The organism is Flavobacterium cutihirudinis (assembly GCF_003385895.1).
Taxonomy (GTDB): Bacteria; Bacteroidota; Bacteroidia; order Flavobacteriales; family Flavobacteriaceae; genus Flavobacterium; species Flavobacterium cutihirudinis.
Window position 1 is genome coordinate 353,630 of sequence record NZ_QRDQ01000009.1, and the last position, 24,411, is coordinate 378,040.

21 protein-coding genes are annotated in these 24,411 nt (G+C 34.8%); 3 read left to right on the forward strand and 18 right to left on the reverse strand.

All coding sequences use genetic code 11. The features are described 5' to 3' along the window. Positions 1 to 194: 194 nt before the first annotated feature. Positions 195 to 1,625: a rubredoxin gene (locus BD847_RS12395; RefSeq protein ID WP_115888582.1), complete on the forward strand. Its 1,431-nt coding sequence runs from the start codon at positions 195 to 197 to the stop codon at positions 1,623 to 1,625. A 360-nt stretch (positions 1,626 to 1,985) separates the two neighbouring features. Here BD847_RS12395 and BD847_RS20985 read toward each other — a convergent pair whose 3' ends face one another. Next, positions 1,986 to 2,465: a hypothetical protein gene (locus BD847_RS20985; protein WP_244201598.1), complete on the reverse strand. Its 480-nt coding sequence runs from the start codon at positions 2,463 to 2,465 to the stop codon at positions 1,986 to 1,988. Between BD847_RS20985 and BD847_RS20990 the strand changes: the two genes are divergently transcribed. After that, positions 2,455 to 2,676: a hypothetical protein gene (locus tag BD847_RS20990; RefSeq protein WP_244201599.1), complete on the forward strand. Its 222-nt coding sequence runs from the start codon at positions 2,455 to 2,457 to the stop codon at positions 2,674 to 2,676. The two genes, BD847_RS20985 and BD847_RS20990, sit on opposite strands and share 11 nt — an antisense overlap. Before the next feature lie 229 nt (positions 2,677 to 2,905). Here BD847_RS20990 and moaA read toward each other — a convergent pair whose 3' ends face one another. From moaA to BD847_RS12485, 17 genes are all read right to left on the reverse strand, one after another. Next, positions 2,906 to 3,913: a GTP 3',8-cyclase MoaA gene (gene moaA / locus BD847_RS12405; protein WP_115888584.1), complete on the reverse strand. Its 1,008-nt coding sequence runs from the start codon at positions 3,911 to 3,913 to the stop codon at positions 2,906 to 2,908. Then, positions 3,900 to 4,814: a bifunctional molybdenum cofactor biosynthesis protein MoaC/MoaB gene (gene moaCB / locus BD847_RS12410; RefSeq protein WP_115888585.1), complete on the reverse strand. Its 915-nt coding sequence runs from the start codon at positions 4,812 to 4,814 to the stop codon at positions 3,900 to 3,902. Before moaCB ends, moaA begins: the two co-directional genes overlap by 14 nt. Then, positions 4,814 to 5,245, reverse strand: coding sequence for a molybdenum cofactor biosynthesis protein MoaE (locus BD847_RS12415; protein WP_115888586.1), 432 nt, complete (start codon positions 5,243 to 5,245; stop codon positions 4,814 to 4,816). The genes moaCB and BD847_RS12415 overlap by 1 nt, the downstream gene beginning before the upstream one ends. 260 nt (positions 5,246 to 5,505) lie before the next feature. Continuing rightward, positions 5,506 to 6,573, reverse strand: coding sequence for a HesA/MoeB/ThiF family protein (gene moeB / locus BD847_RS12420; RefSeq protein WP_115888587.1), 1,068 nt, complete (start codon positions 6,571 to 6,573; stop codon positions 5,506 to 5,508). 3 nt (positions 6,574 to 6,576) lie between these two features. Beyond that, positions 6,577 to 6,816 carry a MoaD/ThiS family protein gene (locus BD847_RS12425; RefSeq protein WP_115888588.1) on the reverse strand — a complete coding sequence of 80 codons (240 nt, stop codon included), beginning with the start codon at positions 6,814 to 6,816 and terminating at the stop codon, positions 6,577 to 6,579. A gap of 2 nt (positions 6,817 to 6,818) precedes the next feature. Continuing rightward, positions 6,819 to 7,607 carry a uroporphyrinogen-III C-methyltransferase gene (cobA, locus tag BD847_RS12430; protein WP_115888589.1) on the reverse strand — a complete coding sequence of 263 codons (789 nt, stop codon included), beginning with the start codon at positions 7,605 to 7,607 and terminating at the stop codon, positions 6,819 to 6,821. Between the two features lie 5 nt (positions 7,608 to 7,612). After that, the gene (locus BD847_RS12435; RefSeq protein WP_115888590.1) at positions 7,613 to 8,185 is read right to left on the reverse strand and encodes a molybdenum cofactor guanylyltransferase; all 573 of its coding nucleotides are present in this window, start codon (positions 8,183 to 8,185) and stop codon (positions 7,613 to 7,615) included. Between the two features lie 179 nt (positions 8,186 to 8,364). Then, the gene (locus BD847_RS12440; protein WP_115888591.1) at positions 8,365 to 9,111 is read right to left on the reverse strand and encodes a sulfite exporter TauE/SafE family protein; all 747 of its coding nucleotides are present in this window, start codon (positions 9,109 to 9,111) and stop codon (positions 8,365 to 8,367) included. Between the two features lie 266 nt (positions 9,112 to 9,377). Further along, on the reverse strand, positions 9,378 to 10,550 hold the full coding sequence (locus BD847_RS12445; protein ID WP_115888592.1) for a molybdopterin molybdotransferase MoeA: 1,173 nt from the start codon (positions 10,548 to 10,550) through the stop codon (positions 9,378 to 9,380). A 158-nt stretch (positions 10,551 to 10,708) separates the two neighbouring features. Beyond that, a complete protein-coding gene (locus tag BD847_RS12450; RefSeq protein ID WP_115888593.1) occupies positions 10,709 to 10,960 on the reverse strand; it encodes a DUF6755 family protein in 252 nt (83 codons plus the stop codon). A gap of 15 nt (positions 10,961 to 10,975) precedes the next feature. After that, positions 10,976 to 11,488, reverse strand: a complete 513-nt coding sequence (locus BD847_RS12455) for a QcrA and Rieske domain-containing protein (protein ID WP_115888594.1) — start codon at positions 11,486 to 11,488, stop codon at positions 10,976 to 10,978. 10 nt (positions 11,489 to 11,498) lie between these two features. Continuing rightward, entirely contained in the window at positions 11,499 to 12,068 is a 570-nt protein-coding gene (locus BD847_RS12460) for a 4Fe-4S dicluster domain-containing protein (RefSeq protein ID WP_115888595.1), read from the reverse strand. 20 nt (positions 12,069 to 12,088) lie between these two features. Further along, positions 12,089 to 14,305: a molybdopterin oxidoreductase family protein gene (locus tag BD847_RS12465; protein WP_115888596.1), complete on the reverse strand. Its 2,217-nt coding sequence runs from the start codon at positions 14,303 to 14,305 to the stop codon at positions 12,089 to 12,091. Positions 14,306 to 14,457: 152 nt separating this feature from the next. Beyond that, entirely contained in the window at positions 14,458 to 15,507 is a 1,050-nt protein-coding gene (locus BD847_RS12470) for an MFS transporter (protein WP_115888597.1), read from the reverse strand. 30 nt (positions 15,508 to 15,537) lie between these two features. After that, complete coding sequence (locus BD847_RS12475) at positions 15,538 to 17,130, reverse strand: magnesium transporter MgtE N-terminal domain-containing protein (RefSeq protein WP_115888598.1); 1,593 nt, start codon at positions 17,128 to 17,130, stop codon at positions 15,538 to 15,540. 18 nt (positions 17,131 to 17,148) lie between these two features. Further along, entirely contained in the window at positions 17,149 to 18,627 is a 1,479-nt protein-coding gene (locus BD847_RS12480) for an MFS transporter (RefSeq protein ID WP_115888599.1), read from the reverse strand. 212 nt (positions 18,628 to 18,839) lie between these two features. Continuing rightward, the gene (locus tag BD847_RS12485) at positions 18,840 to 20,312 is read right to left on the reverse strand and encodes an MFS transporter (protein ID WP_115888600.1); all 1,473 of its coding nucleotides are present in this window, start codon (positions 20,310 to 20,312) and stop codon (positions 18,840 to 18,842) included. Between the two features lie 956 nt (positions 20,313 to 21,268). On the opposite strand from BD847_RS12485, the gene BD847_RS12490 reads away from it, so the two are divergent. Further along, positions 21,269 to 24,400, forward strand: a complete 3,132-nt coding sequence (locus tag BD847_RS12490; RefSeq protein ID WP_115888601.1) for a SusC/RagA family TonB-linked outer membrane protein — start codon at positions 21,269 to 21,271, stop codon at positions 24,398 to 24,400. Positions 24,401 to 24,411: the final 11 nt, after the last annotated feature.

Below are 24,411 nucleotides of genomic sequence, written 5' to 3' on the forward strand. Positions count from 1 at the left end.
AGCTTTGAACAAAATTTAAAGTATTGCTTTGTGAACTTTTCAATATAAAAATAATTTTACGCACAGAATATAAACCTTCAAAACTTTGCGAAAAAAACTTTGTGAACTCTGCATTTAAATCAACACAATCCAACAACCTGAAACCTGAAACAAAGAAAACCTGAAACAAAGAAGACCTGAAACAAAAAGAAAAAATGGAACTAACAAGATTAATAGTAAAAGGAGGCGTTATTTCGCCGGGCGAACTTCGAGAAGTAGTAAATATTGCTTTAGACGAAGGTCTGGATTCCATTTCATTTGGTTCCAGACAGGATATTATTTTTCCGCAAGGTTTTAAATCTTTGGATAAAACCACTTTAGGAAAGCATCATTTTGTGTATCCCGATCAAAAAAGTGGTAACAATATTGTTTCATCTTATGTTTCGACCGATATTTTCAGAAATACAAACTGGTTGACCGGAAACCGTTTTTTATATGTTTTGGAAGAATTTAAAGAACAGCCCAAACTCAAAGTTAATATAACCGATCCAAAACAACAATTGGTTCCTTTGTTTACAGGACATTTGAATTTTATTGCATCAGAGCATGAAGATTATTGGTATTTATATATTCGTCTTCCAAAATGGGAAAAAATGGAAGTCTATCCCGTTTTGATTTACAGCTGGGATCTAGCAAAAATCTATTACGAAATTGAAAAAATCTCCGAAGAAGATGTTATCGATATTGATTTACTTTTTTCGTTGGTAAGTGAAGTTTTAGACACCAATAACAGAACGATTGATAAACCACTTAATATTCCGTTTTATCCATTTCCGTATTACGAAGGAATGAACCGAATGGGAATCGATCAATATTGGTTGGGATTATATTGGCGTAATAATTTATACGATCTGGATTTTCTTAAAGAAATGTGCGATTTGTGTTTTGAATGCAAAATCGGGAAAATCTGTATTACGCCCTGGAAGTCATTCATCATAAAAGGAATTCCAAAGGACAGAAAACTGGAATGGGAAAAATTCTTAGGCAAACGCGGAATCAACGTTCGACATTCTTTATTAGAGTTAAACTGGCATTTACCGGTTGCAATGGAATGGGCTTTAAACCTGAAAACTTTTCTAGTTAGAACATTAGATCAATTTGACATCAGTACTTACGGACTAAACTTCGGAATTTCAGAATACAATCGCGACGGGCATTATTTCACTTCGATTGTAATCGAAAAAAACGAACTTCCGGCGGCATTAGAATCCATTAAAATTAGAGACACTTATAATGTGTTATTTGCGAAGAATTTCGACCCAAATACACGCGAATATATTGTGCATTCACAAGATATCGACAAACTGGAACTTCCGACTATTTTAATTGAATTAAGCCGAAAATATTTCGATGAACTCGGAAATACAGCATCAGAAACAACCGAGAATCCGCAGAAAAAAGAAAAACCGCAATTGGATATCTATCAATGTCAGGAATGCTTAACGCTTTATAATCCAGAATACGGAGATGAAAGCCAAGGAATTCCGAAAGGCATTTTATTTGCCGATTTATCCGAAACTTATTGCTGTTCCTTATGCGAAGCGCCGAAAAGCAATTTTAGGATTTTAGAACTGATAAAAAACTAATCAGAATATTTATTAGGAGCTAATCCCGCTGTTCCTTCCAATCTTTTGTACCTCCCGATAGTTATCGGGAAGTACAAAAGGATTTTCCCTCCCATCGGGGCTAGGGCACCTTTTTTCAAAAGAAATCATCCGTTATACCGCTTTATTATACAGCAAATTCTTCCATTTTTTCATGTAGAATTGTTAAGAGATTTCAGTTTAAAATTTGATCAAAAAGACTAAATATTTAAGCATCAGATATTTAATTCCAAAAAAAAGTTAAAACCTTAACATTGAGAAGCTTGTTTTATATTTATCTTTACTTAACTGTAAATTAACGATTTAGTTACATTGTAATTAAAATACTAATCAAAAGCACATTTATATGGAAAATAAACCAGAAGAAACTACTCCTGAGAAAATCGATTCTCCAGCAGCGGAAACATCAAAACCAGTTGCCGAAAAACCAGTAAATACAGCACCTGCAAAAGCACCAGTTCGTAAACCAGCAGCACCAAAAACTGCTACAACTGCAAAACCAGCAGCTTCAACAGCAACAAAACCTGCAACTGCAGCAAAACCAGCTGCAGCAAAAGCACCAACTACAAGAACAACTGCTACAAGAACAACTGCTACAAAAGCTCCTGCAAAACCAGCCGTAAAAACAGCTGCCCCGGCAGCAACAGTAAAACCGGCGGTAAGAAGAACTCCTGCAAAAAAAGTAACTGCTCCTGTAGTTAAACCGGCTGTTATAGAACCAATAAAAGAAGCAAAAGAAGAAGTTAAAACCGAAGTTGCTGCAGTGGAAAAAACTGCTAAAAATAAGTCTAACGATAAAAAAACTAAAAAGGTGAAAGACAAAGAAAAGGAAAAAGAGAAAAAGAAATTAGCGAAGAAAAAAGAGAAAGCGAAAAAAGATAAAAAGAAAGAGAAAGCGAAAAAAGCAAAACAAAAAGCTGCTGCTAAGAAAAAAGAAAAAGCTAAAAAAGCAAAAGAAAAAGCGAAAGCAAAAAAAATCGCTAAAAAGAAAGCTAAAGCTCAAAAAAAGGCAAAAGCTAAAAAGAAAAAATAATTATTGAGAAAGGTTTGACTTTAAAAAAGTTGAACCTTTTTTTTGCTCATTTTTTGTCATTTCGACGAAGGAGAAATCACACTAGAAACTCCGCAAAGAAGATCGCCAATCTTTGTCGATTTAGGAGTGTGATTTCTCCTTCGTCGAAATGACAATATTGTGTAAAAAGGCTTCAACTTCGCTCAGCCTGACAATTAACAATTAGCAATTCACAATTAATAATTAGCCTTTAGCCCCCAATCGCAATCATACTGCGATTATCAAAATGTAACGAAGGATCATCCATTTCAGAAACACTTACCATTCCTGCCCTAACTTTCTTTTTCTTTTGAACAGACTCTGAAATCAAATTTTCGATGGATTCACCATTTCTAAAAGCCGTTAATAAATCGGTTTCTGAATTAGAGAAAAGGCAATTTTTAATTTTACCGTCTGCCGTCAAGCGGATGCGATTGCAACTGTCGCAAAACGGATTTGTTATCGAACTAATAATTCCGAAATCGCCTTGAAAACCTTTTATTTTATAATTTCTTGAAGTAAAGTTTTTTTCGTCTTCCAGTTTTTGAATATCATCAGAAGAAAATGCATTTCCAACCAAAGATAAAATCTCACTTTGAGAAACCATTTTGCTTCTGTCCCACTCGTTTCCGGCAAATGGCATAAATTCAATAAAACGAACAGAAATTGGCAGAAACTGCGTAAGTTTTACAAAATCTACAATTTCGTTATCATTAAAACCTTTCATCAAAACTACATTCACTTTCACTTGAAAATCATTGTTCAAAAGCAAATGCAGATTATCAACAACTTTCTCAAACTGATTTCTAAGCGTTATAGAAGCGAATTTAGACGAAACCAAAGTATCTAAACTCAAATTGATTTTTCTGACTTTAAATTGTTTTAAAACTTCAATATGACGATCAATTAAAATTCCGTTTGTAGTTATGGAAAGTGAAATATCTAAATCTGATAATTTAGAAACTATTTCAGGGAAATCTTTTCTAAGTAAAGGTTCTCCTCCTGTTAATCTTATTTTGTCAACACCATTTTTCACGAAAGTCTGAGCAATACCAAAAATCTCGTCGGCCGTCATTAAACTGGCTTTTGGAGAAAGCGCAATTCCGTCAGCTGGCATGCAGTACGTACAACGCAGGTTGCATTTTTCCAGCAGCGAAATGCGCAGATAATTGTGCTTGCGCCCAAAACCATCCGTTAAAATAGTGTTAGAGGCTGTCATGATTTTTACCTTTTAAAATATGAAAAACATGCATTACATGCGGAAAAACTGCATCCATTGATTCTCGCACTCCGTTTGTAGATCCTGGCAAAGCCAAAACCAGACTTTTTCCTAAAGTTCCCGCAACACTTCTGGATAACATTGCATACGGCATTCTTTGCTGCCCATAATTGCGAATGGCTTCTTCAATTCCTGGAATTCTGCTTTCTAAAATTGGTTCTAAAGCTTCTGGTGTAACATCTCTCGGAGATAATCCAGTTCCGCCCGTGAAAATTACCAACTGATTTTCTTTGGCGAAAGCCTTCGTTTTTTCTTGAATAATCTCATATTCGTCCGGAATAACTTCATAATGTGCAGTTTCAACTCCGTAAGAATCTAGTTTTTCTACAATTGTCTTTCCAGAATGATCTTCTTTATCTCCAGCAAAAACAGAATCGGAACAAACAAAAACTGCTGCTTTTATAGCATTCGGGAATCTATTTTTGAAAGATGATTTTCCACCTTCTTTATTGATTAATTTGATGGTTGAAATTTCAATTTCTTTATCAATCGGTTTCAGCATGTCGTACATTGTCAATGCGACGATAGATGCGCCGTGCATGGCTTCAACCTCAACTCCGGTTTTGTAAACCGTTTTTACATTGAAAATGATTTGAATTTCTAGTCCTTCAATTATATATTCCACCGATGTAAATTCGATCGGAATTGGATGACAATCCGGAATCGATAAATGCGTGTTTTTAACGGCAAATAATCCAGCTGTTTTTGCCATTTCGAGTACATTTCCTTTTGGCACAAGATTATTTACTACAGCGTCAATTGTTTCCTGTCTGCTGACTTTTACAATTGCAGTTGCAGTGGCTTTTCTTAATGTACTTATTTTATGCGTAATATCTACCATTAACTATTTTGTTTCCAAGTGAATGTATCGTTCTCAAACATTTCTTTGCCAAAAATCGGCACATCGGTTTTTATCCAGTTTACGATGGCTTCTGTAGCTTCATAAACTTGTTTGCGTCGTGTTGCCGAAACAAAAACGAATAAACAGATTTCGCCTGCTTTTACAACGCCCAAACTATGATAAATATGCATACACGTTAAATCAAATTTAGCAAAAGCTTTTTCGCGAATGGTGTACAAAGCTTCGTTTGCCATATCGGTGTAAGCTGAATAATCTATTGCCACAACTGTATTATCGTGAATCACATCGGCACGAACTTGTCCTAAAAATATGTTATGCGCTCCAATCGTGTGTTTCGATTGGTGTTTGGCAATCGATTCGGCTATAAATTCAGGAGCAATTGGTCCTTCTACAAATACATTTTTACTCATTTTTTATGTTTTTTTTGCGACAGATTATATGGATTAAAATGATTTTTCTTTTGCTTTTGTCAGGCTGAGCGGAGTCGAAGCAATTACACTAATTTCCACTAATTAAAATTTGTGGCAAAGAAAGTTAATCTCAATATTGTCATTTCGACGAAGGAGAAATCTTCGCAAGAAACTCCACACAGTAATTCGCCAATCTTTGTCGAGCTACTTGCGAAGATTTCTCCTTCGTCGAAATGACAAACTATACCTTAAATCTGTAACTATATTTTAATTTCTTGTAATAATTGTTTCATTCCCAAAACACCGCCAGCAATACTTTTTATATTTTTAAATTGATGATTTTTAAGCAATTCGACTGCGGTTTTACTTCTAATTCCAGATTGACAGAAAACATATATCTTCTGATTTTTATCCAGTTTTTCAATTTCATTTTCCAAATGCATTAATGGAATCTTAATTTGATTTTTTAAACTGATTTTTGGCAATTCGTCTTCGTTTCTAACATCTAAAAATAAAACTTCATCATTGTTTATTTCTTCTAAAACAACATCAAAACTTATTTCTTCAACTTCATTTTTATTGTATTTTTCTTCGAATGTTTCTCTACTTATTGACTGAATATCGCTTTTATCAAAATCATATTTCTGTTGTTCGTTATTCAGAATATTATAAACCAATATTTTTCCGCTTAAAACTTCTCCAATTTCCAGAATCATTTTTAGAACTTCATTTGCCTGAAACATTCCGATAATTCCAACTGAAATGCCAATTACACCAGCATCTTCACAATTTAACGCATTCGAGTTTTCATCGGGATACAAACATCTGTACGTTGGACCATTTTGATAATTGAAAACTGAAACTTGTCCCTGAAATCTAAAAATAGATCCGTAAACCATTGGTTTATTAGTAACAAGACACGCATCATTAATTAAATATTTAATCGAAATAGAATCGGTTGCATCAACAATTATATCGTAATTTTCGAATAATGAAATGGCGTTCTTTCCAGATAATTTCTCAGAAAAAATATCTACTTCAATTTCAGGATTTAACTCTAAAAGCATCAGTTTAGCTTCCTCAACTTTCGATTTTCCAACAGCCGAAGTTTTATAAATAACCTGACGATGAAGATTTGAAACTTCAACAACATCATCATCAATAACTCCTATTTTACCAACTCCTGCTGAGGCCAAATAAGGTAAAATTGTAGCTGCCAAACCTCCGGCGCCAATCACCAAAACTTTCGATTTCGATAATTTTTGCTGGCCTTCCGCGCCTATTTCAGGAAGTATAATTTGTCGATTATATCGGTTATCTGAATTCATAATTTATCCTCCCGCAAATGGAGGCAATAATGCCACAATATCACTGGTCTGCAATTGATATTGTTTTGTTTTTGAAACTATTTTTTGATTTACTGCAACGCTGAAAGTCAGTGCTTCAAATGCATATTTTTCTTCTAAATCCTGCAATAATTTTTGCAGTGATAATTCTTCAGAAAAAGATAACTTTTCGAATTCACATTTTGTCTTTTCAGCTACAGCTCCAAAATATTTAATCTCGATCATTTTTATAAATTTAAATTTTGAAAGATGAATTCGTCCTCAAAATGTTCTTGAAAATAAGAAATCCAACTTGAAGTATTTCTTACTACTTCGCCAATAACGATAATTGCCGGCGATGATATATTTTTTTCAGATACCAATTTAGTAATTGTATTGATAGTTCCGATTACTTTTTGCTCTGAATTTTTAGTTCCGTTTTGAATAATGGCAACTGGTAAATCGTCATTTCTATTTTCCTGATAGATTGAAATAATTTCCTCCAGTTTATGCATTCCCATTAAAACAACAACTGTAGCGGCCGATTTTGATGCCAATTGAATATCTTTTGATAATTTATGGTCTGAAGTTGTTCCTGTAATAACCCAAAAACTTTCGGCAACTTTGCGCTGTGTCAAACTAATTCCTACCGAAGCCGGAACACCCAAAGCCGATGAAATTCCGGGAACAATAGCCGTTTCTATTCCAAAATCTTCTGCAAATTCTATTTCTTCACTTCCTCTGCCAAAAACAAACGGATCACCACCTTTTAAACGAACGACATGCCCATGTGACTTTGCCATCGAAACAATCAAATCATTAATCTGGTCTTGTGTATAAGCATGACAACCTAACCGTTTTCCAACAAAAACAATTTCAGCATTTGGCGCATATTTCAGTAATTCTTCGTTTACCAAAGCATCGTACAAAACTACATCGGCACTCTGTAAAGCTTTAATTGCTTTTAAGGTAATCAATTCAATATCACCTGGACCTGCGCCTACGATCGTCAATTTTGGAGTTCTTAAATTTCGCATAGTCTTTAAATTAAATTGATATTCAGGTCGTTTAATTCGTCTGCCGAATTAATATTGGTTAAATGAAAGTTCTCGCTTTCTTCTATATTGATGATTTGATGCGGCAATTTCGCCAACAAATCCATCATTTTTAATTCGTTCGATTCGATTGCTTCTTTAATAGTCGGAACAATACTTTTTGAGTAAATCCCAATTAATGGATGCGTTTTGCTTTCGGAAGCAAAAACCGTAATTCCGGCTTCTTTAGTATGTTTTGAAATTAATTCCTGTAATAATTCGGTCGAAATTAACGGAATATCACAACTTAATATCAAATTGAATTCGGTTTCAGAATGTGATAAAGCAGTGTAAATTCCACCTAGCGGACCTTTATCTAAAATTAAATCCGGTATTTTTTCATATTCCAGATAATCGTATTCTTTTGAAGCCGTAATCAACTTAATTTTATCTGTAATAGGCAAAATTGCCTGAATGATATGCTCAATAAAAGGCTTATCCTGAAACAACACTAATCCTTTTTCAGACTGCATTCTGGAGCTTTTTCCTCCACAAAGAATAAATACTGTTAGTGTTTCCATAACTTTTTTGTTTCAGGTTTTGTTTGTTTCAGGTTTCAGGTTATTTTTACTGCAAAGAGCGCTAAGAATTTTTATCTACTATTATCTTTAAAATTAAGTTCGCAATGCTTTAAGAACTTTGTTTTTCTATAACTGCTTTGGCTAATCCTTGCGTGCTTTCCGGTTAAATTTAATTTAGCTCAAGGAAAAATCAATTTAACGCTTGCCATTAAAATCACCGTTCCTAAAACCATTTTTAATGTTCTGTTTGAAAATTTCCCACTTCCATAAAATCCGCCTAACATTCCACCTACTACTGCAATTGGAACTAAATAAAAACTTTCTATCGGAATCACTTTTCCTCCTAAAAGGAAACCTAACATTCCCGCAAATGAGTTCACAAAAATGAATAAACTCGAAACTGCCGCCGATTCTTTAACAGATGCCCATCCTAAAAATAATAGAATTGGACTTAAAATAATTCCGCCGCCAATTCCTAACATTCCAGATAATAATCCGATTGCGAAACCAATTACTAAAGCAGACGGAAGATTGATTTTTACTTCTTCTTTTTCTTTAAAATTGAATACTCCAAACAATCTTAATGCCGCAAAAACCAGTACAATTCCCAAAATTATTTTGTAAATCGCATTATCTAAAGTTATAAATCCGCCGATAAACGCAGCCGGAATAGATGCTATTGCAAACGGATAAAAAAGCTTTGGTTTGAAATAATTATTTCGATAATAAAATAAGAACGAAATACTCGAAACAAATAAATTCAACAACAATGCCGATGGTTTCATTACCGAAATTGGAAAAGCAAAAATGCTCATCAATGCCAAATATCCAGATGCACCGCCGTGTCCGACACTTGAGTATAAAAATGCAATTACAATTAAGGCAAAACTGAATAGGATAATATTTTCTGAAGTTAATAGGGTCATTTTTTGTTCTTTGTTGTTTTGTTTCAGGCCTTTTTCCTCAATCTTGTCATTTCGACAAAGGAGAAATCTCCGTAAGTAGCTCGGCAATGAGAAGCCAATCTTTGTAGAGTTTCTCGCGGAGATTTCTCCTTTGTCGAAATGACAAACTGGCGTTTCAATTACCTAGTAATCTAAAATTTAAATTAATTCCGTATGTTTTAATTTATACAGCGCTTTTCATGATACACCATAAAATCTATTTTCTATCTTCTACTTTCTAAAAAAACCTAATCAATTGGCAACAACGTTACCAACTGTCCTTTTTTATAATTTTCTATTTCTTCCGGAACAATTATTAAACTGTTCGCTACTGCAAATGTATTAAGCATTGCTGAGCTTTGTCCGTCTAAAACAGTAACATTTGTCTCATCGTATCTTGCTTTTAAAAACAACGTTTTTCCAGTGTTGTTTTTGATTTCCGAATTTAATTTCCGAACCACTTTTGGTTTATGAATTTCAGCATGACCAATTCTGGTCTTTATAGCCGGTGCAACATAAATATAAAAATTAGTTAGTGACGAAGCCGGATTTCCCGGAAGCGCAAAAACTAAAGTTTCATTTTTAACTCCAAAAAACATCGGTTTTCCAGGCTTTTGATTGATTTTATAAAAAAGCTCTTTTACATCATTTTGCAATAATGCTTCTTTTACAAAATCATAATCGCCAACTGAAATTCCTCCCGAAATAAGAACGATATCGTATTTTTTCAAAAGACCTTTTACAGCCTTTTTTGTTGCTTTCAGATTATCTTTTACTCTGTAAACTTTCGTTTTTTCAATTCCGATTGTTTGAAGTGCCGCTTCAAGCATAACCGAATTACTTTCGAATATTTTCCCTTTTTTCAGTTTTTTACCGGGCTGTATTAATTCGTTTCCTGTTACTAAAATGGCGACTTTTGGCTTCTTATAAACCTCAACTTCCGTGATTCCCAAACAAGCTAAAAATCCAATTGCTGCAGGAGTAATTAAAGTATTGGCTTCAAAAACAACCTCATCTTTAGCAATTTGTTCTCCTTTTGGACGAACATTTGCATTTTTTTCCGGCATTGTGGCAATCAAAATTGAATCTTTATTGGCCATTACATGCTCCTGCATTACTACCGTATTGGCATCATCCGGAACAAAAGCGCCTGTAAATATTCGGATTGCTTCGGTTGCTTTCAATTTTTTATTCGAATGATCTCCGGCCTGCGAAGTTCCAACCACATCATATTGATGCCTAATACTGTGTGTAAAAGCATATCCATCCATCGCTGATTGTCGAAATGGCGGCATATCTATTGGCGAAATCACTTTTTCAGCCAAAACATATCCTAAAGCATTTTGCACCGAAATATTCTTCGTTGGCATTTTAGTACTGTTCGCTTCAATAATCGTTATGGCTTCTTCAACTTTAATCATTACTATTATATTAAAAGCAAAAAATACTTATTACAAATATAAGTATTTTTACTTAGTTAAATTCAATACGTATCTAAATTTATTTTAAAAATATAAATTTAAGGTAAATACTTTAATACCTGAAGAAAAATTCACGCAGCTATATTCGGCTTAAACGGCTATAATGTATTCCTAAAATTCCCTTTTGGAAGATAATACAACCATCCAAAACCAATTAAAAACAAAATAACTGATGCTATAAACGCTGGAATTAAAATTTCTTTATTATTGTCTAATGCATTATTTAATGAAGCATATAAAAGCCAAATCTGAATACTGACATTTAAAATTAAAATAAAGATAAGCGTCGAAAGTATATTATTCAGCTTATTGGGATTTGCGCGGTTTTGACTTCGTCTAAACGTACTCATAATTCAAAATTTAAATTAACTTTCTTTTTTCTCAATTAATGCTTTTACAAAAACGGCATTTTCTTTAAAAAATACTTCCAATTGTGGCAAAGCTCTTGGCGGTGGCCCCGCTATTACATCTCCGGTCATCGCATCGAATGATCCTTCGTGACACGGACAATGTATAATTCCGGTTCCGGGTTTGTAAAAAACAGAACACGAAAGATGTGTACATTTTTGTTCGTAAGCTCTAAATTCACCGCTTTCCAGATGAATCAAAATATAAGGAATTGTACTTCCATCCAAAACAAAGCCTCTTGTGCCACCAACTGGAACATCTTCTTTATTACAAATAAAATGTTCCCCTTGCACTTCTTCTTTTGGCAATAAAAAGGCTTTTGCGGTTACGAATCCACTTCCAACCATTAAACCTCCCGATATAAAAGTTAAAAACTTAGCAAAATCGCGTCGACTGACTTGTGTTGATTCCTGTTTCTTTATCGGAAAATCTTTTTTCCAGTTTTTATTTAAATTATCTTCTTTTGACATGATCCGGCATTTAATAAATTCTTAATTCTGTGCTACCTTTTGGCATCATAATGTTAACCTTTGTTTTCACTTTTTCTTTCCCAAAAATGAAATTATTAATAGGTGTACTATTTGGTCGCATTTCTTCAATTTGTTCTCTTGTACCAAAAAACAAAGCACCACTTGGACAAACCGTTGCACACATTGGCTTTTTACCCACACTAGTTCTATCGTAACACATATTGCATTTCATCATCAAATCGTATTCTTCGACTTTTTTGGGTACTCCAAAAGGGCAAGCCATAACGCAGTTCGAACAACCAATACATCTTTCTGTACTTGCGGTGTGCACAATGCCAAATTCATCCTGCGAAATCGCATCAGCCGGACAAACATTGGCACAAACCGGGTCTTCGCAATGCATACAAACCTGAACTGTAGTTTGTATAGTTGCTACACGATCTACATAATTGACACTAATTAGAGTTTGTTGACCGTTTGTTTCACATTCTGCGCAAGCCATTTCACAAGCTTTACAGCCAATGCAGCGCTGCATATCTACAAAAAATTCTTCGCTGGTATTAAAATTCGTTAAATTCATACAATTTCATTTTTAATAGATTAAACACTTGCATAAGCTTCAGATTCCTTCGATGGCGGGGCTATTGTTCCTTGCGGAAATAATTGGCATGCACAAACTTTAAACTCAGGAATTTTAGAAATTGGATCTAAAGTTCCGGGCGTTAATTGATTCGCTGATTTATGTCCGGGCCAGTGGTACGGAATAAAAACTGTATCTTTTCTAATCGTTTCTACAATATTTGCCGGAAAAATTCCCTCTCCTCTTCGCGTTACAACTCTAATATTCTCGCGTTGTTTTATGCCATATTTTGCTGCCATTTCCGGATGAATTTCCACCATTGGTTCCGGAAACTGATCCACTAATTTTCCGATTCTTCGGGTTTGTGTTCCGCTTAAGTATTGCGAAACTACGCGACCGGTTGTCAATGTTATAGGATATTCTTCATCTGTAACTTCACCTGGTAATTTGTATGGAGCAGGATTAAAATGTGCTTTCCCATCTGGAGTTTTGAACTTTTTATCTTCCCATAATCTTGGTGTTCCGGGATGATCTTCTGACGGACATGGCCAGAAAACCCCCATATTTTCTTCTACTTTTTTATAGGTAATTCCGAAATAATCTGCGGTTCCTCCTTTTGAAGCCACACGCAATTCATTGAAAATTTCTTCGCTGTTGTCATAAGTGAATTTATCTTTTTCGCCCAAACGTTCGGCAATTTCTAATAAAATCGAAGTATCTGTTCGCGCTTCTCCCGGAGGCGTAACGGCTTGTCTGATTCGGATTACGCGACCTTCAGCCGATGTTGTTGTTCCTTCTTCTTCTTCCTGTAAAGATCCAGCCAAAACGATATCCGCATGACGGGCAGTTTCATTTAAAAAGAAATCGATGCAAACATAAAATTCCAGTTTTTCAAGCGCCGAACGTACATAATTATTATTTGGAAGCGAAACCAACGGATTGAAACAAATCGAAATTAATCCTTTGATTTCATCTCTATGAATGGCTTCAATTATTTCATAAGCTGTAAGTCCTTTTCCGGGTAAATCTTTTTCATCTATTCCCCAAACTTCCGAAATGTATTTTCTGTGTTCCGGATTTTCAATATCTCTGTTTCCCGGCAATTGATCGCATTTGTGTCCATGTTCTCTTCCGCCTTGGCCATTTCCTTGTCCGGTAATTGTTCCGTAACCGCAATATGGTCTTCCGATTCTTCCGGTTGCTAAAACAAGGTTGATACAGCCCAAAACATTATCTACGCCTTTTGAGTGATGTTCAATACCACGCGCATGGAGTAAAAAGCTTGTTTTGGCTTTTCCCCATAACTCTGCGGCAGCTTTTATTTTTTCTTTGTCGATTCCGGTAACTTCTTCTGCCCATTCTAAAGTATAATCTTTTACAGCATCAATAGTTTCCTGAAATCCTGAAGTATAATTATCAATAAAATCATGATCGAGCATATCGTGATCGACCAAATATTTCAGCATTGCACCATATAAAGCCGAATCTGTTCCTGGTTTTACATCCAAATGAATATCGGCAGTTCTTGCAAGCGGAATCATTCTTGGATCAATCACAATAAGTTTTGCACCACGATCTCTTGCTTTCCAAATCCAATGTGTTAAAGTTGGAAAAGTTTCACTGATATTGGCTCCTGTTACGATAATAACTTCGGCATATTCTAAATCTGAATAATTGTTTGAAGCACGATCTAATCCAAAAGCTTTTTTATTTCCGGCACCGGCACTTACCATACAAAGTCTTCCGTTGTAATCCAGATTTCTTGTTTTTAGAGCAACACGGGCAAATTTTCCAACTAAATAACTTTTTTCATTTGTCAATGAAACTCCAGACAACATCGAAAAAGCATGTTTGCCATATTTTTCCTGAATTCTTTTTATTTCAGAAACCGTTTTGTCCATGGCATTATCCCAGGAAATTTTCTCAAATCCTTTTCCTTCTACTCTTTGTATGGGATGCAAAAGTCGGTCTGGATGATTGTTTTGCAAATAACGCTGTACACCTTTTGGACATAAACGTCCTTCGTTGAAAGGGAATTCCATCCAAGGTTCAAAGCCCACGACTTTATTTTCTTTCACCATTAATTGAATTCCACATTGCATTCCGCAGAAACAACAATGCGTTTTTACAACTTCGTCTGGTTCATCTCTCCCTTCGTATCCGTCTACTGGCGCATAATTTTTGTGTGGACCAAAAGCCTCTATAATTTCTTCTATTGATACTGGTAGTTTTGCCATTTCTTTTTTAGTTTTCAGTCTCAGTCCCAGTCTCAGTTTAAATTGTAAACTGTTAAATGTGACTGAATACTTTTTATTAGTTTTTAGTTTTCAGTCTCGGCCTCAATTTAATCTGTAAACTGAATACTGCGACTGAATACTTTTTAAATAAATTATCCAAATAAATTACCGCCTTCTAATCTGGCTTTTAAATGTGCTTGTGCTAAGCGTGATCTTTTTCCTTCGGGACTTAAATCTAAATGCGATGTACCGTCTTCGTGTGTGAAATCGAAACCTAATTCTTTGGTCACAATTTTTAAATCGTCGATATGAAGTTGAGTAGCAAATTCGTCTCCTGTATGCGGACAAACAGCCATTCCTTTTTTGATTCCTTCCTGTTTATAAATGTGTGCTCCAATTTGTGCGGGACGCTGAATGATGTGGAAAAATTTCCCAAAAGGAATCCATATCAAAAACATGATTACTGTAACACAATGAATTACGGCAAGAAAGTCATACGCAAAACCTTTCATGAATTGATATGAATAAGTCAGGCATAATCCTGTTACGGATATTGCAATTAATAAAATCAAAGGCAACAAATCACCTTCAAATGTTTGGGTTGCAATAAGTCCAGGATTGGTTAATCTTCTTCTTAAATAATAAACAGATCCAATTATAACCAACCATGACGACCAGTTTAAAGCATGAAAAATTAGAAATGCTAAAAAGGAACTAATTTCAAAATCCATCATGGTGAATCCGAAGAAATGCGCTTCATATATTGAAATGGAATTGGGTGCCAATGTGAAGTGAATCCATCCAAAAGTTAGTGGAATCGTAATAGCAAAAGCTGACAAACAACCAATTGCAATACAAAAATGTGCAAACCATCTCCACTTGCTACGCGGATAGATAAAGCGTTGAACTACAATATTCTGCACTGATTCTTTTCCTAAAAACCATAAATGCGAAAACACTTTCCCGGTAAAAAGGAATTTGATACTTCTTTTAAAATACATCCAGGTTGGAGGTCTTTGAAGCCAGACTGTATATCTATAAACGATTCCAAAGAAAGCAAATACAGTTCCGAAAAGATACGTTACGAGTGCAGCATCAAAATTCTGTAATTTCCTTGAGCCATAGAACACTAGTACAATTGTTAGTATTGAAACTAGTGTAGCTACAAGTAAAGCTTTGGTATTAAACGTCTTATTTTTCATCCTTAATTTTTTATTTTAATGATTACTTCTTTAACTTGGTTTCTCACAATTCTTACGATTATAGAACCACCAATTGATACCTGTAGCTAATATAGTAAAAAAAGCAACACCGATAAAGAATTGGTTTACAGTTCCGTTAGCCGAAATATTATTTCCTATTAATTTAGAAAAGATAAAAGGTCCAAATGCTGCTATGGCGGCAGTCCATCCAATTACACCAGCTGCCTGACGCGGATTTTCTTTGAAAATGATAGGATATTGTCTAAATGTTCCCGCATTTCCAATTCCGGTAAAAAAGAACATTGCCAAAATTACTGTCACAAAAAGCGGAAATTGATCCATACTTGTTGGCGCAACCAATCCTTGAGTGACTAAAATAACCGCTCCGGCCAGGATTCCTACACCTGTCATGGTTGTCAATACGGCGCCTCCAACTTTATCGGCAACAAATCCGAAAGCAATTCGGCTGGCAGAACCAATTAATGGTCCATAAAACGCATACACTAAAGGATCTGGTGCATTTGGAAAATCTCCATATAAAAATTTAATCATTAAAGGAAAAGCGGCAGACAAACCTGCAAAAGTTCCGAAAGTCATTACATAAGTAATCGTACAATACCAAGTATGTTTATTTGAGAAAATATCCAACTGTTCTTTTACAGAAGCTTTCATTGGAATACTTTTTAAGTAAAACCAGCTTACAAATGCCATTATTATTAGAAAAGGCGCATACCAAAATGCCGCAGACTGCAAGTAAATTGGTTTGTTTTTAACTGCTGAATTTTCGGCGCTGATGTTGTTTAGTATTTTTTCAGCTAATTTCGGATTTGCGTTTGCAATCGCTTTTGCTTTTGCCTTAACGGGAAGTGAAGCAAATACAACTACATTATCATGAGAATTCACCGCCGTACACACAGAATCAACAACATTTTTCTTTACGTTAGAAAGAATTTTTGTCTGCACTTCTGTATCAAGAGCTGTAAAAACTTCTTTTTGTTTTTCTATTGAAGAATTTTGAAAGACTGCTAATGCCTCTTTCGGATCGATACTCGTAAAAACGGTTGATGCTCCAAAAATTCCAACACTAATAATTAAAGGCGTAACAAATTGTGCTATTGAAACACCAAAATTTCCAATTCCTGCCTGAATTCCTAATGCAGTTCCTTTTAATCTTTGAGGAAAAAACAAACTGGTACTTGGCATATAAGAAGAAAAATCGCCACCGCCAAAACCTGTTGTAAAGGCCAAAACTGCAAAAACCCAAAAAGGCGTATTTACATTCATAATCGCAAAACCAATTCCGATTACGGGAATTAATTTAATTGCTGTCGCAAAAGATATAATATGGCGTGTTCCAAAAATAGGAAGCAGAAATGTGTGAATAATACGCAGTAATCCGGCGGCTAATCCAGGAATTGCAGTCAACCAAAAAAGTTGATCTTTTGAAAAATTAAATCCTAATCCCGGTAATTTTACCGCTATAACGCTCATCATAAACCAAGAGGCAAATGACAGCACTAATGTAATTGTTGTAATTGTTAACGTTCTCCATGCAATTTTACTTCCGCCAGCATTCCAATACGCTTCATCTTCGGGGTTCCATTTGTCTAACCAAGTTTTCATTTCTATCGTAATTTAATTTTATTGATTGTCTTCTATTTCTCTTGTAAAATCGGGTGATTTACTTCGCAGTGCTGTTATAATTGTTCTGTGCATCCATACCAAACAAAGAACAGAAACCAGAAATATGAATATCCATGAACTCGTCCAGAGTCCGGTATAATTAAGGAGATAGCCAAAGATTATCGGACCTAAAAATCCTCCCAAACCTCCAATTAAACCAACCATTCCGCCCACAACTCCTACTTCATTGGGAAAATATTCTGGAATATGTTTGTAAACCGCTGCTTTTCCAATTCCCCAAGAAATTCCTATGAGCGTTACCAAAATCACATACACCCAAAGATTGGCGCTGAAGTTGATTTGGGTAATTCCTTTTGCTAATAATTCCTTCTTTTTAACTTCTTGGTTTTGCTCTACAATAACTTCCTGCCACGATTTTTTTACGGGAAAAACAGCAGATTCGCTATTTATTTCCAAATCATTTTTACTATTGATTTGATGCGTTTTTCCGTCGACGATTATTTTATCTGCAGAAATTTCTGTGACTGTTCCGTTATTTAAAGACATAACTCCAGGGCCTGCAGTAAAGATTTCCATTTTTGGAAACATCAGTAAAAAACTGATTACAATTGAGGATCCCAAAACCCAGTACATTACTTTTCTGGCTCCAAATTTATCGGAGAGATAACCTCCAAAAGCTCTTATAACTCCAGACGGAAGACTGAACATTGTCGCAAACATTCCTCCCATTACTAAAGTGGTATTGTAGACGTTCATAAAATTGGGAAGAAGCCACTGCGAGTAAGCAACAAAAAATCCGAAGACTAAAAAATAATAGGTTCCAAAGCGCCATACTCTGGCTTTTTTAAGCGGAGACATAAGCTCTCCCATCGTTTTTGAAACGCCCGGATTTGTTTTGTTTTTAGCAAAAACGATAAAAAGTATTCCAATAAGTACAAGCACGGATGCGTAAATAACCGGAAGCATTTTCCAGCCGTCAACAGGATTATTTTCAGATAAATTATTTAATAATGTTGGCGCTATGAAAGTGGTAATTGCAGCACCGGCATTTCCCATTCCGAAGATTCCTAATGCTCTTCCCTGCCATTCTTTTGGATACCAAATTGAAGTGTAACCAATTCCGACTGCAAAACTGGTTCCTACAAGTCCGAAGAAAAAACTCAATACTGCAAAACTCCAAAAAGAATCTGCAAAAGGCATTAAGAAAAGTGGAACAGAACAAAGCAGAAGCAAAACTGAAAAAATAATTTTACCTCCAAATTTGTCTGTTAAAATACCAATTGGAAGTCTAAAAATTGAACCAGAAAGAATAGGAATTCCAAGAAGCCATCCTATTTCAACAACAGAAAAACTAAATATTCCTTTATCTGCTAAAAAAGTAATTAAAACGCCATTTAATGTCCAGCAAGCAAAACATACAGTAAAAGCTAGTGTGTTAAGGAATAAAATTCGGTGAGATTGGGAAAGATTATTCATACTATGAAGATTACATAAATATAACTGAGTGATTTTCACCAATTATACATGCAAAATTATAGCCTCCGATTCTATTTTTTTATGACATATATCATAAAAAAGACAATTTTGTCTTATTTTAAAACATCCCAAGTAATTAAGTAAAAAACATAAAAAAACCTTTTCCTATCTTATTAGAAAAAGGCCTTAAACTGTTTTAATTTCGAAAAAAATTAATGTTTTCGATCCATATCTTTTGCATATTCCGGAGATTTCTCTTTCATCAGTTTCACTACAACGCGATGCATCCAGATTAAACAAATAAGCGAAATTGCTAAAATAAACATCCAGGAACTTGTCCAGAAACCGGTTGTACTTAAAAGATAACCGAAGATAATTGGTCCAACAAATCCGCCTAAACCACCCAACATTCCAACCATTCCGCCGACAACTCCAACTTCATTTGGAAAATAATCCGGAATGTGTTTGTAAACTGCTGCAGAACCAATTCCCCAAGCAGAACCAATAAGAATAACTAAAACCAGATAAATCCACATATTGGCTTCAAAATGAATTTGAGTAATTCCTTCCGCTAATAAATCTTTCTTTTGAACTTGTTGATTTTGCTCAACTACTACTTCCTGCCATGATTTTTTCGATGGAAAAAATCGGCTGTGTTTCGCCTCTTTATCCTCTACTGCTATCGGATATGTTTTATCTCCAATAACAATTTTATCTTTTGCAACTTCAGTAACTGTTCCCGCTTTTGCAGCTGTAATTCCAGAACCGGATGTTGTGATATCCATTTTTGGAAACATTAAAAGAAAACTTAAAACAACCGATGAACTCAAAACCCAGTACATTACTTTTCTCGCACCAAAACGATCGGACAAAAATCCTCCATAAGCTCTAATTACTCCTGATGGTAAACTAAATATGGCAGCGAAGATTCCTCCCATTACCAATGTTGTATGATAAACGTTCAAGAAATTGGGAAGCAACCACTGCGAAAAAGTCACAAATGAACCAAAAACAAGAAAATAATACAATCCAAAGCGCCAAACTCTCACACTTTTAAGTGGTTTAAAAACCTGGCTTACCGTTTTTGGTGCTGCTTCAATTTTTTTGTTTTTTGTAAAAATCAGAAAAACAATTCCCATTGTGAGCAGAACACTTGCGTAAATAACAGGAAGCCATTTCCAGCCATTTTCAGGATCACTTTCAGAAAATTTTGTCAATAATGTTGGAGCAAGAAATGTAGTTAATGCGGCACCGGAATTTCCCATTCCAAAAATACCTAACGCTCTTCCCTGCCATTCCTTAGGATAATATACAGAAGTACAACCCACACCAACAGCAAAACTGGTTCCTACCATTCCAAACAAAAAGCTCAAAATAGCAAATGTCCAGAAATTGTAAGCAAAAGGCAAAAGAAATAAAGGAATCGAGCTTAAAATCAATAAACAGGAGTAAACGGGTTTACCACCAAATTTATCAGTAAGAATTCCCATTGGCAAACGCATAACAGAACCTGTTAAAATTGGGATTCCAAGCAGCCATCCTATCTCGACGACACTCCATTCAAAAATACCACGGTCATTTAAAAAAGTTACTAATACTCCGTTTAACGTCCAGCAAGCGAAGCAAACAATAAAGGCTAACGTATTAAAAAAAAGGATGCGATGCGATTGAGAAAGATCTGACATAGAAAATAGTGTTAGAATTATTACTTTGAAAATTTAACCTATATAATACGTTCACAGAAAACTACTTAGCTTGTGTTTTACTGTAAAGAAGATTTATTAAAATTATAAATAAAATGCTAAAAACCCTAATAAAAATAATTTGAAGTCTTAAAACAAACAGTAAATAACATGGCTTTACTATTAAAATCAAGAAGAAAAAACAATTCATAAGACATAATTCCGTTGTTTTGATTCCATTATGCTGCATTATAAAGCATTAAAAACAAGTAAATTAAATGTAAAATACTACATTTTTTTGTGGTTTATAAAAAAACTTTTAACATTTTCCTAATTAAAAACAAAAACGCAAATCGCTGAAAATCAATATTTTAAATCATAATATTAAGCTCAACTTTTCTATAAAATTAACTTTTATAAAAAATAATCCGCTAATTTTTTGGTTTTTATTATATTAAAATTAACTTTGTCTATAGGATTAGTAGAGTTTAAAATAATATTTGAAACTAAAAAAACTATATTTTGAAAACAACCGAAAGCATATCGTATTACATTCTTCCTAAAAAATATACTTATAACACTTTTTGTTATATGTGCTTCTGTTGTTAATTCCTAACAACCATATTCGTTAAAAGGAAAACATTTTTACGTCCTTAAACGAAATCTAACTATCACCACCAGATTACTTTTATTGAAATACAACAATCTCTTTGAGGCAAAATTTGCATTAAAAAGGTTTTTGAATATACCACTATTTTAAAAAGAAAATAATTAATAACTAAAACAAAACTAAAATGAAAATAATGCAAAGCTGTTGCTGTAAATAAAAAAAGCCATTTCTGCGGCAACAGAAATGGCGAGGCTTAAAGAACATTTATCACTAAATCAAGGGAACACTTAGAGAGCTGAAAATTCAGCACTCAGGGCGCCTTGTTAATTACTTAAACCAGTACAAAGAAATGAAAAAAAATTTAAAGATATACTTAGTATTATTTCTCCTGCTGCTAACGGCGGGAATTAATGCCCAAAATACAACCCCGCTTATTCAGTCGAAACTAGATGGAACAGTTGTGGATGCTATTACAAATCAACCAATTATTGGTGCATCTGTAGTTATTAAAGGTACAACTCACGGCGTACAAACCGATGCCGAAGGAAAATTTTACTTTCAAACCGGACAAAAATTTCCATATACTTTAATTGTAAGCTATATAGGTTACAAAAAAGCGGAAGTAATTGTTGACAAAAATCCGGTTATTATTAATCTAAAAGAAGAACGTCAGGAACTGGATGAATTAGTTGTTGTGGGCTACGGATCACAGAAACGAAAAGACATTACAGGTTCTGTTGCTTCTGTTCCAAAAGCGAATCTTTCTCAGGTAACTTCATCGGCAGACAATCTCCTTCGAGGCGCGATTCCGGGTGTGGTAGTTACACAAAGTTCAGGCCGTCCGGGAGCTTCATCAAGCGTACGTATTAGAGGAGGAAATTCGATTACTGCTGGTAACGAGCCACTTTATGTACTAGATGGAGTATTAATTTATAATGATAATAATAACAGTACGGCTGGTGTTACTTATGGAGGTCAGACAGTCAATGTTTTATCAACGATTAATCCGGCTGATATCGAATCGATAGAGGTTCTTAAAGATGCTTCGGCAACTGCTATTTATGGTTCGCGTGGTGCAAATGGTGTTGTTATTATTACGACTAAAAAAGGTACCAAAGGTCAGGACAACATTTCGTATCAGGGGTATTTTGGATTCCAGAATATTTCTAAAAAACTAAATGTAATGAATGCCAGCCAATGGGCAAGTTTACGAAATGATGTTCAGGCAAGTATTGGTCAGGCTCCATCTTTTACACAAGAACAAATTGAAGCTTTCAAAACTTCAGGAAGTTTTGATTGGCAGTCGGCCGCATTTGTAAAAGCTGCACCGGTTCAAAATCATCAATTGTCTTTTTCCGGTGGTGATGAAAGATCACGATATGCAATTTCAGCAGGATATTTTGATCAGGATGGAATTGTTTTGGGAACCGATTTTAAACGAATTTCACTTCGTGCCAATTACGAAAGAAATTATTCTCAGAATTTCAAATTTGGCGTGAATGCCAATTATAGCAACTCGATCTCAAATGGCGTTGGTACAAATGGCGGCGCTGCAGCAGGACGAAATCCAAATCCACTTGTGAGTGTATTGTTAACTGCTCCGGTAGTTCCTATTAAAAATGATGATGGAAGTTATAATGTAACGAACAATCCTTATGCAACTTCCGTTAATGGTTATATTCCTAATCCAATCAACGATTTGGAAAATACAACCAATGAAACCAAAATCAACAGAATCCTGACCAGTTTATTTGGTGAATATAAAATAACCAAAAAACTAACAGCAAAAGTTGCGGTAAGCGGTGACGTATTAAATACAAAACAAAATTATTATGCGCCAGCAAATACAACAACCGGCGCAGGAACAAAAGGTTTGGCGTCAGTTGGGGACAGACTTGTAAGTTCTGTTTTAAATGAAAACACACTGAACTACAATACTAATTTTGGGAATGATCACAAATTCTCAGCTTTGGGAGGTTATACATTGCAATACACTAAAGGTGAAGTTGTAAATGCAGGAGCGCAGACTTTTGTAAATGACGCCAATACATACAATGCTCTTCAGGATGGTATTGCGGTAAAACCATATAGTGATGCTTTTGAAAGTGTATTAAAATCATGGCTTGCAAGAGTAAACTATTCTTATAAAGGAAAATACAACTTCACACTTTCTGGTCGTGCCGATGGATCTTCCAGATTTGGATCTGAATCACTTTGGGGTTATTTCCCATCTGCAGGATTCTCCTGGAATATTACCGATGAAGATTTTGCAAACAACATTAAAGACTTAACAGAAGCCAAATTGAGAATTACGGCTGGTACAACCGGAAACCAGGAAATTGGAAATTATCTTTCTCTTGCCTCAATGGGTTCTGTAAACTATTCTTTTGGTGGCACAACCTATACAGGTCTTGCTCCTACCCGATTGGCAAATCCGGATTTGAAATGGGAAAAAACAAATCAGTATAACATTGGTTTGGATTTGTCATTATTGGACAGAAAAATCAACTTTGTTTTTGATGTTTATTACAAAAAAACAAACGATTTATTAATCAACGTTCCTGTTCCGTTGACATCAGGATATGCAACAGTACTTCAAAACATTGGAGGTGTTGAAAATAAAGGTCTTGAAATTGGTTTGATTACTGAAAACATTAAAACCGACAATTTCTCATGGAATTCTAATTTCGTTTTTTCTACCAACAAAAATAAAGTTGTAGCGATAGGAAACGGTGTAGAGCAATTTTTTCCTGTAGTACCAAACGGATCATTATTGCAACAACAACCTGTTATCGTTAAAGTAGGATTACCGCTAGGAACTTTCTGGGGATACAAAACAAACGGTATTTTCCAGACTCAGGAAGAAGTAAATACACAACCTAAAATCAACAGTTTGGCCAATACAAAAGTGGGAGACAGAAAATATGTTGATACCAATGGTGATGGTGTAATTACGGCACTTGACAAAGGAAATTTGGGCACTTCTCAGCCAAAATTTGTTGGAAGTTTCAGCAACACGATTTCGTATAATGATTTTGATTTGAACTTCTCTTTTCAGGGTGCTTATGGCGGAAAAATATTCAATGCTTTAAATCAGCAATTAGAAATTTCTACTCTTGGAACCAATGCGGCAACGACTCTTGAAGATCGTTGGACACCAACAAATCCAAGTAACGAAATTCCGAGAGCCTCAAGTTCTCCTTTAGGAATTGTATCAGAACGCTATGTTGAAGATGCTTCATTTTTGAGATTAAAACTAATCACATTAGGCTATACTTTACCTAAAAGCATTTCTAAAAAAATAGGGGCAAAAAGCGTGAAATTCTACGTTTCTGCAGAGAACTTAATTACATGGACAAAATACACTGGTTATGATCCAGAGGTAAGTTCCTATGAACAAAACAACTTATATCCGGGAATTGATTTTGGTTCGTATCCAAACTCCAAAACCTTTATTTCTGGTCTGAATGTAACTTTCTAAGTAAAAAAAAT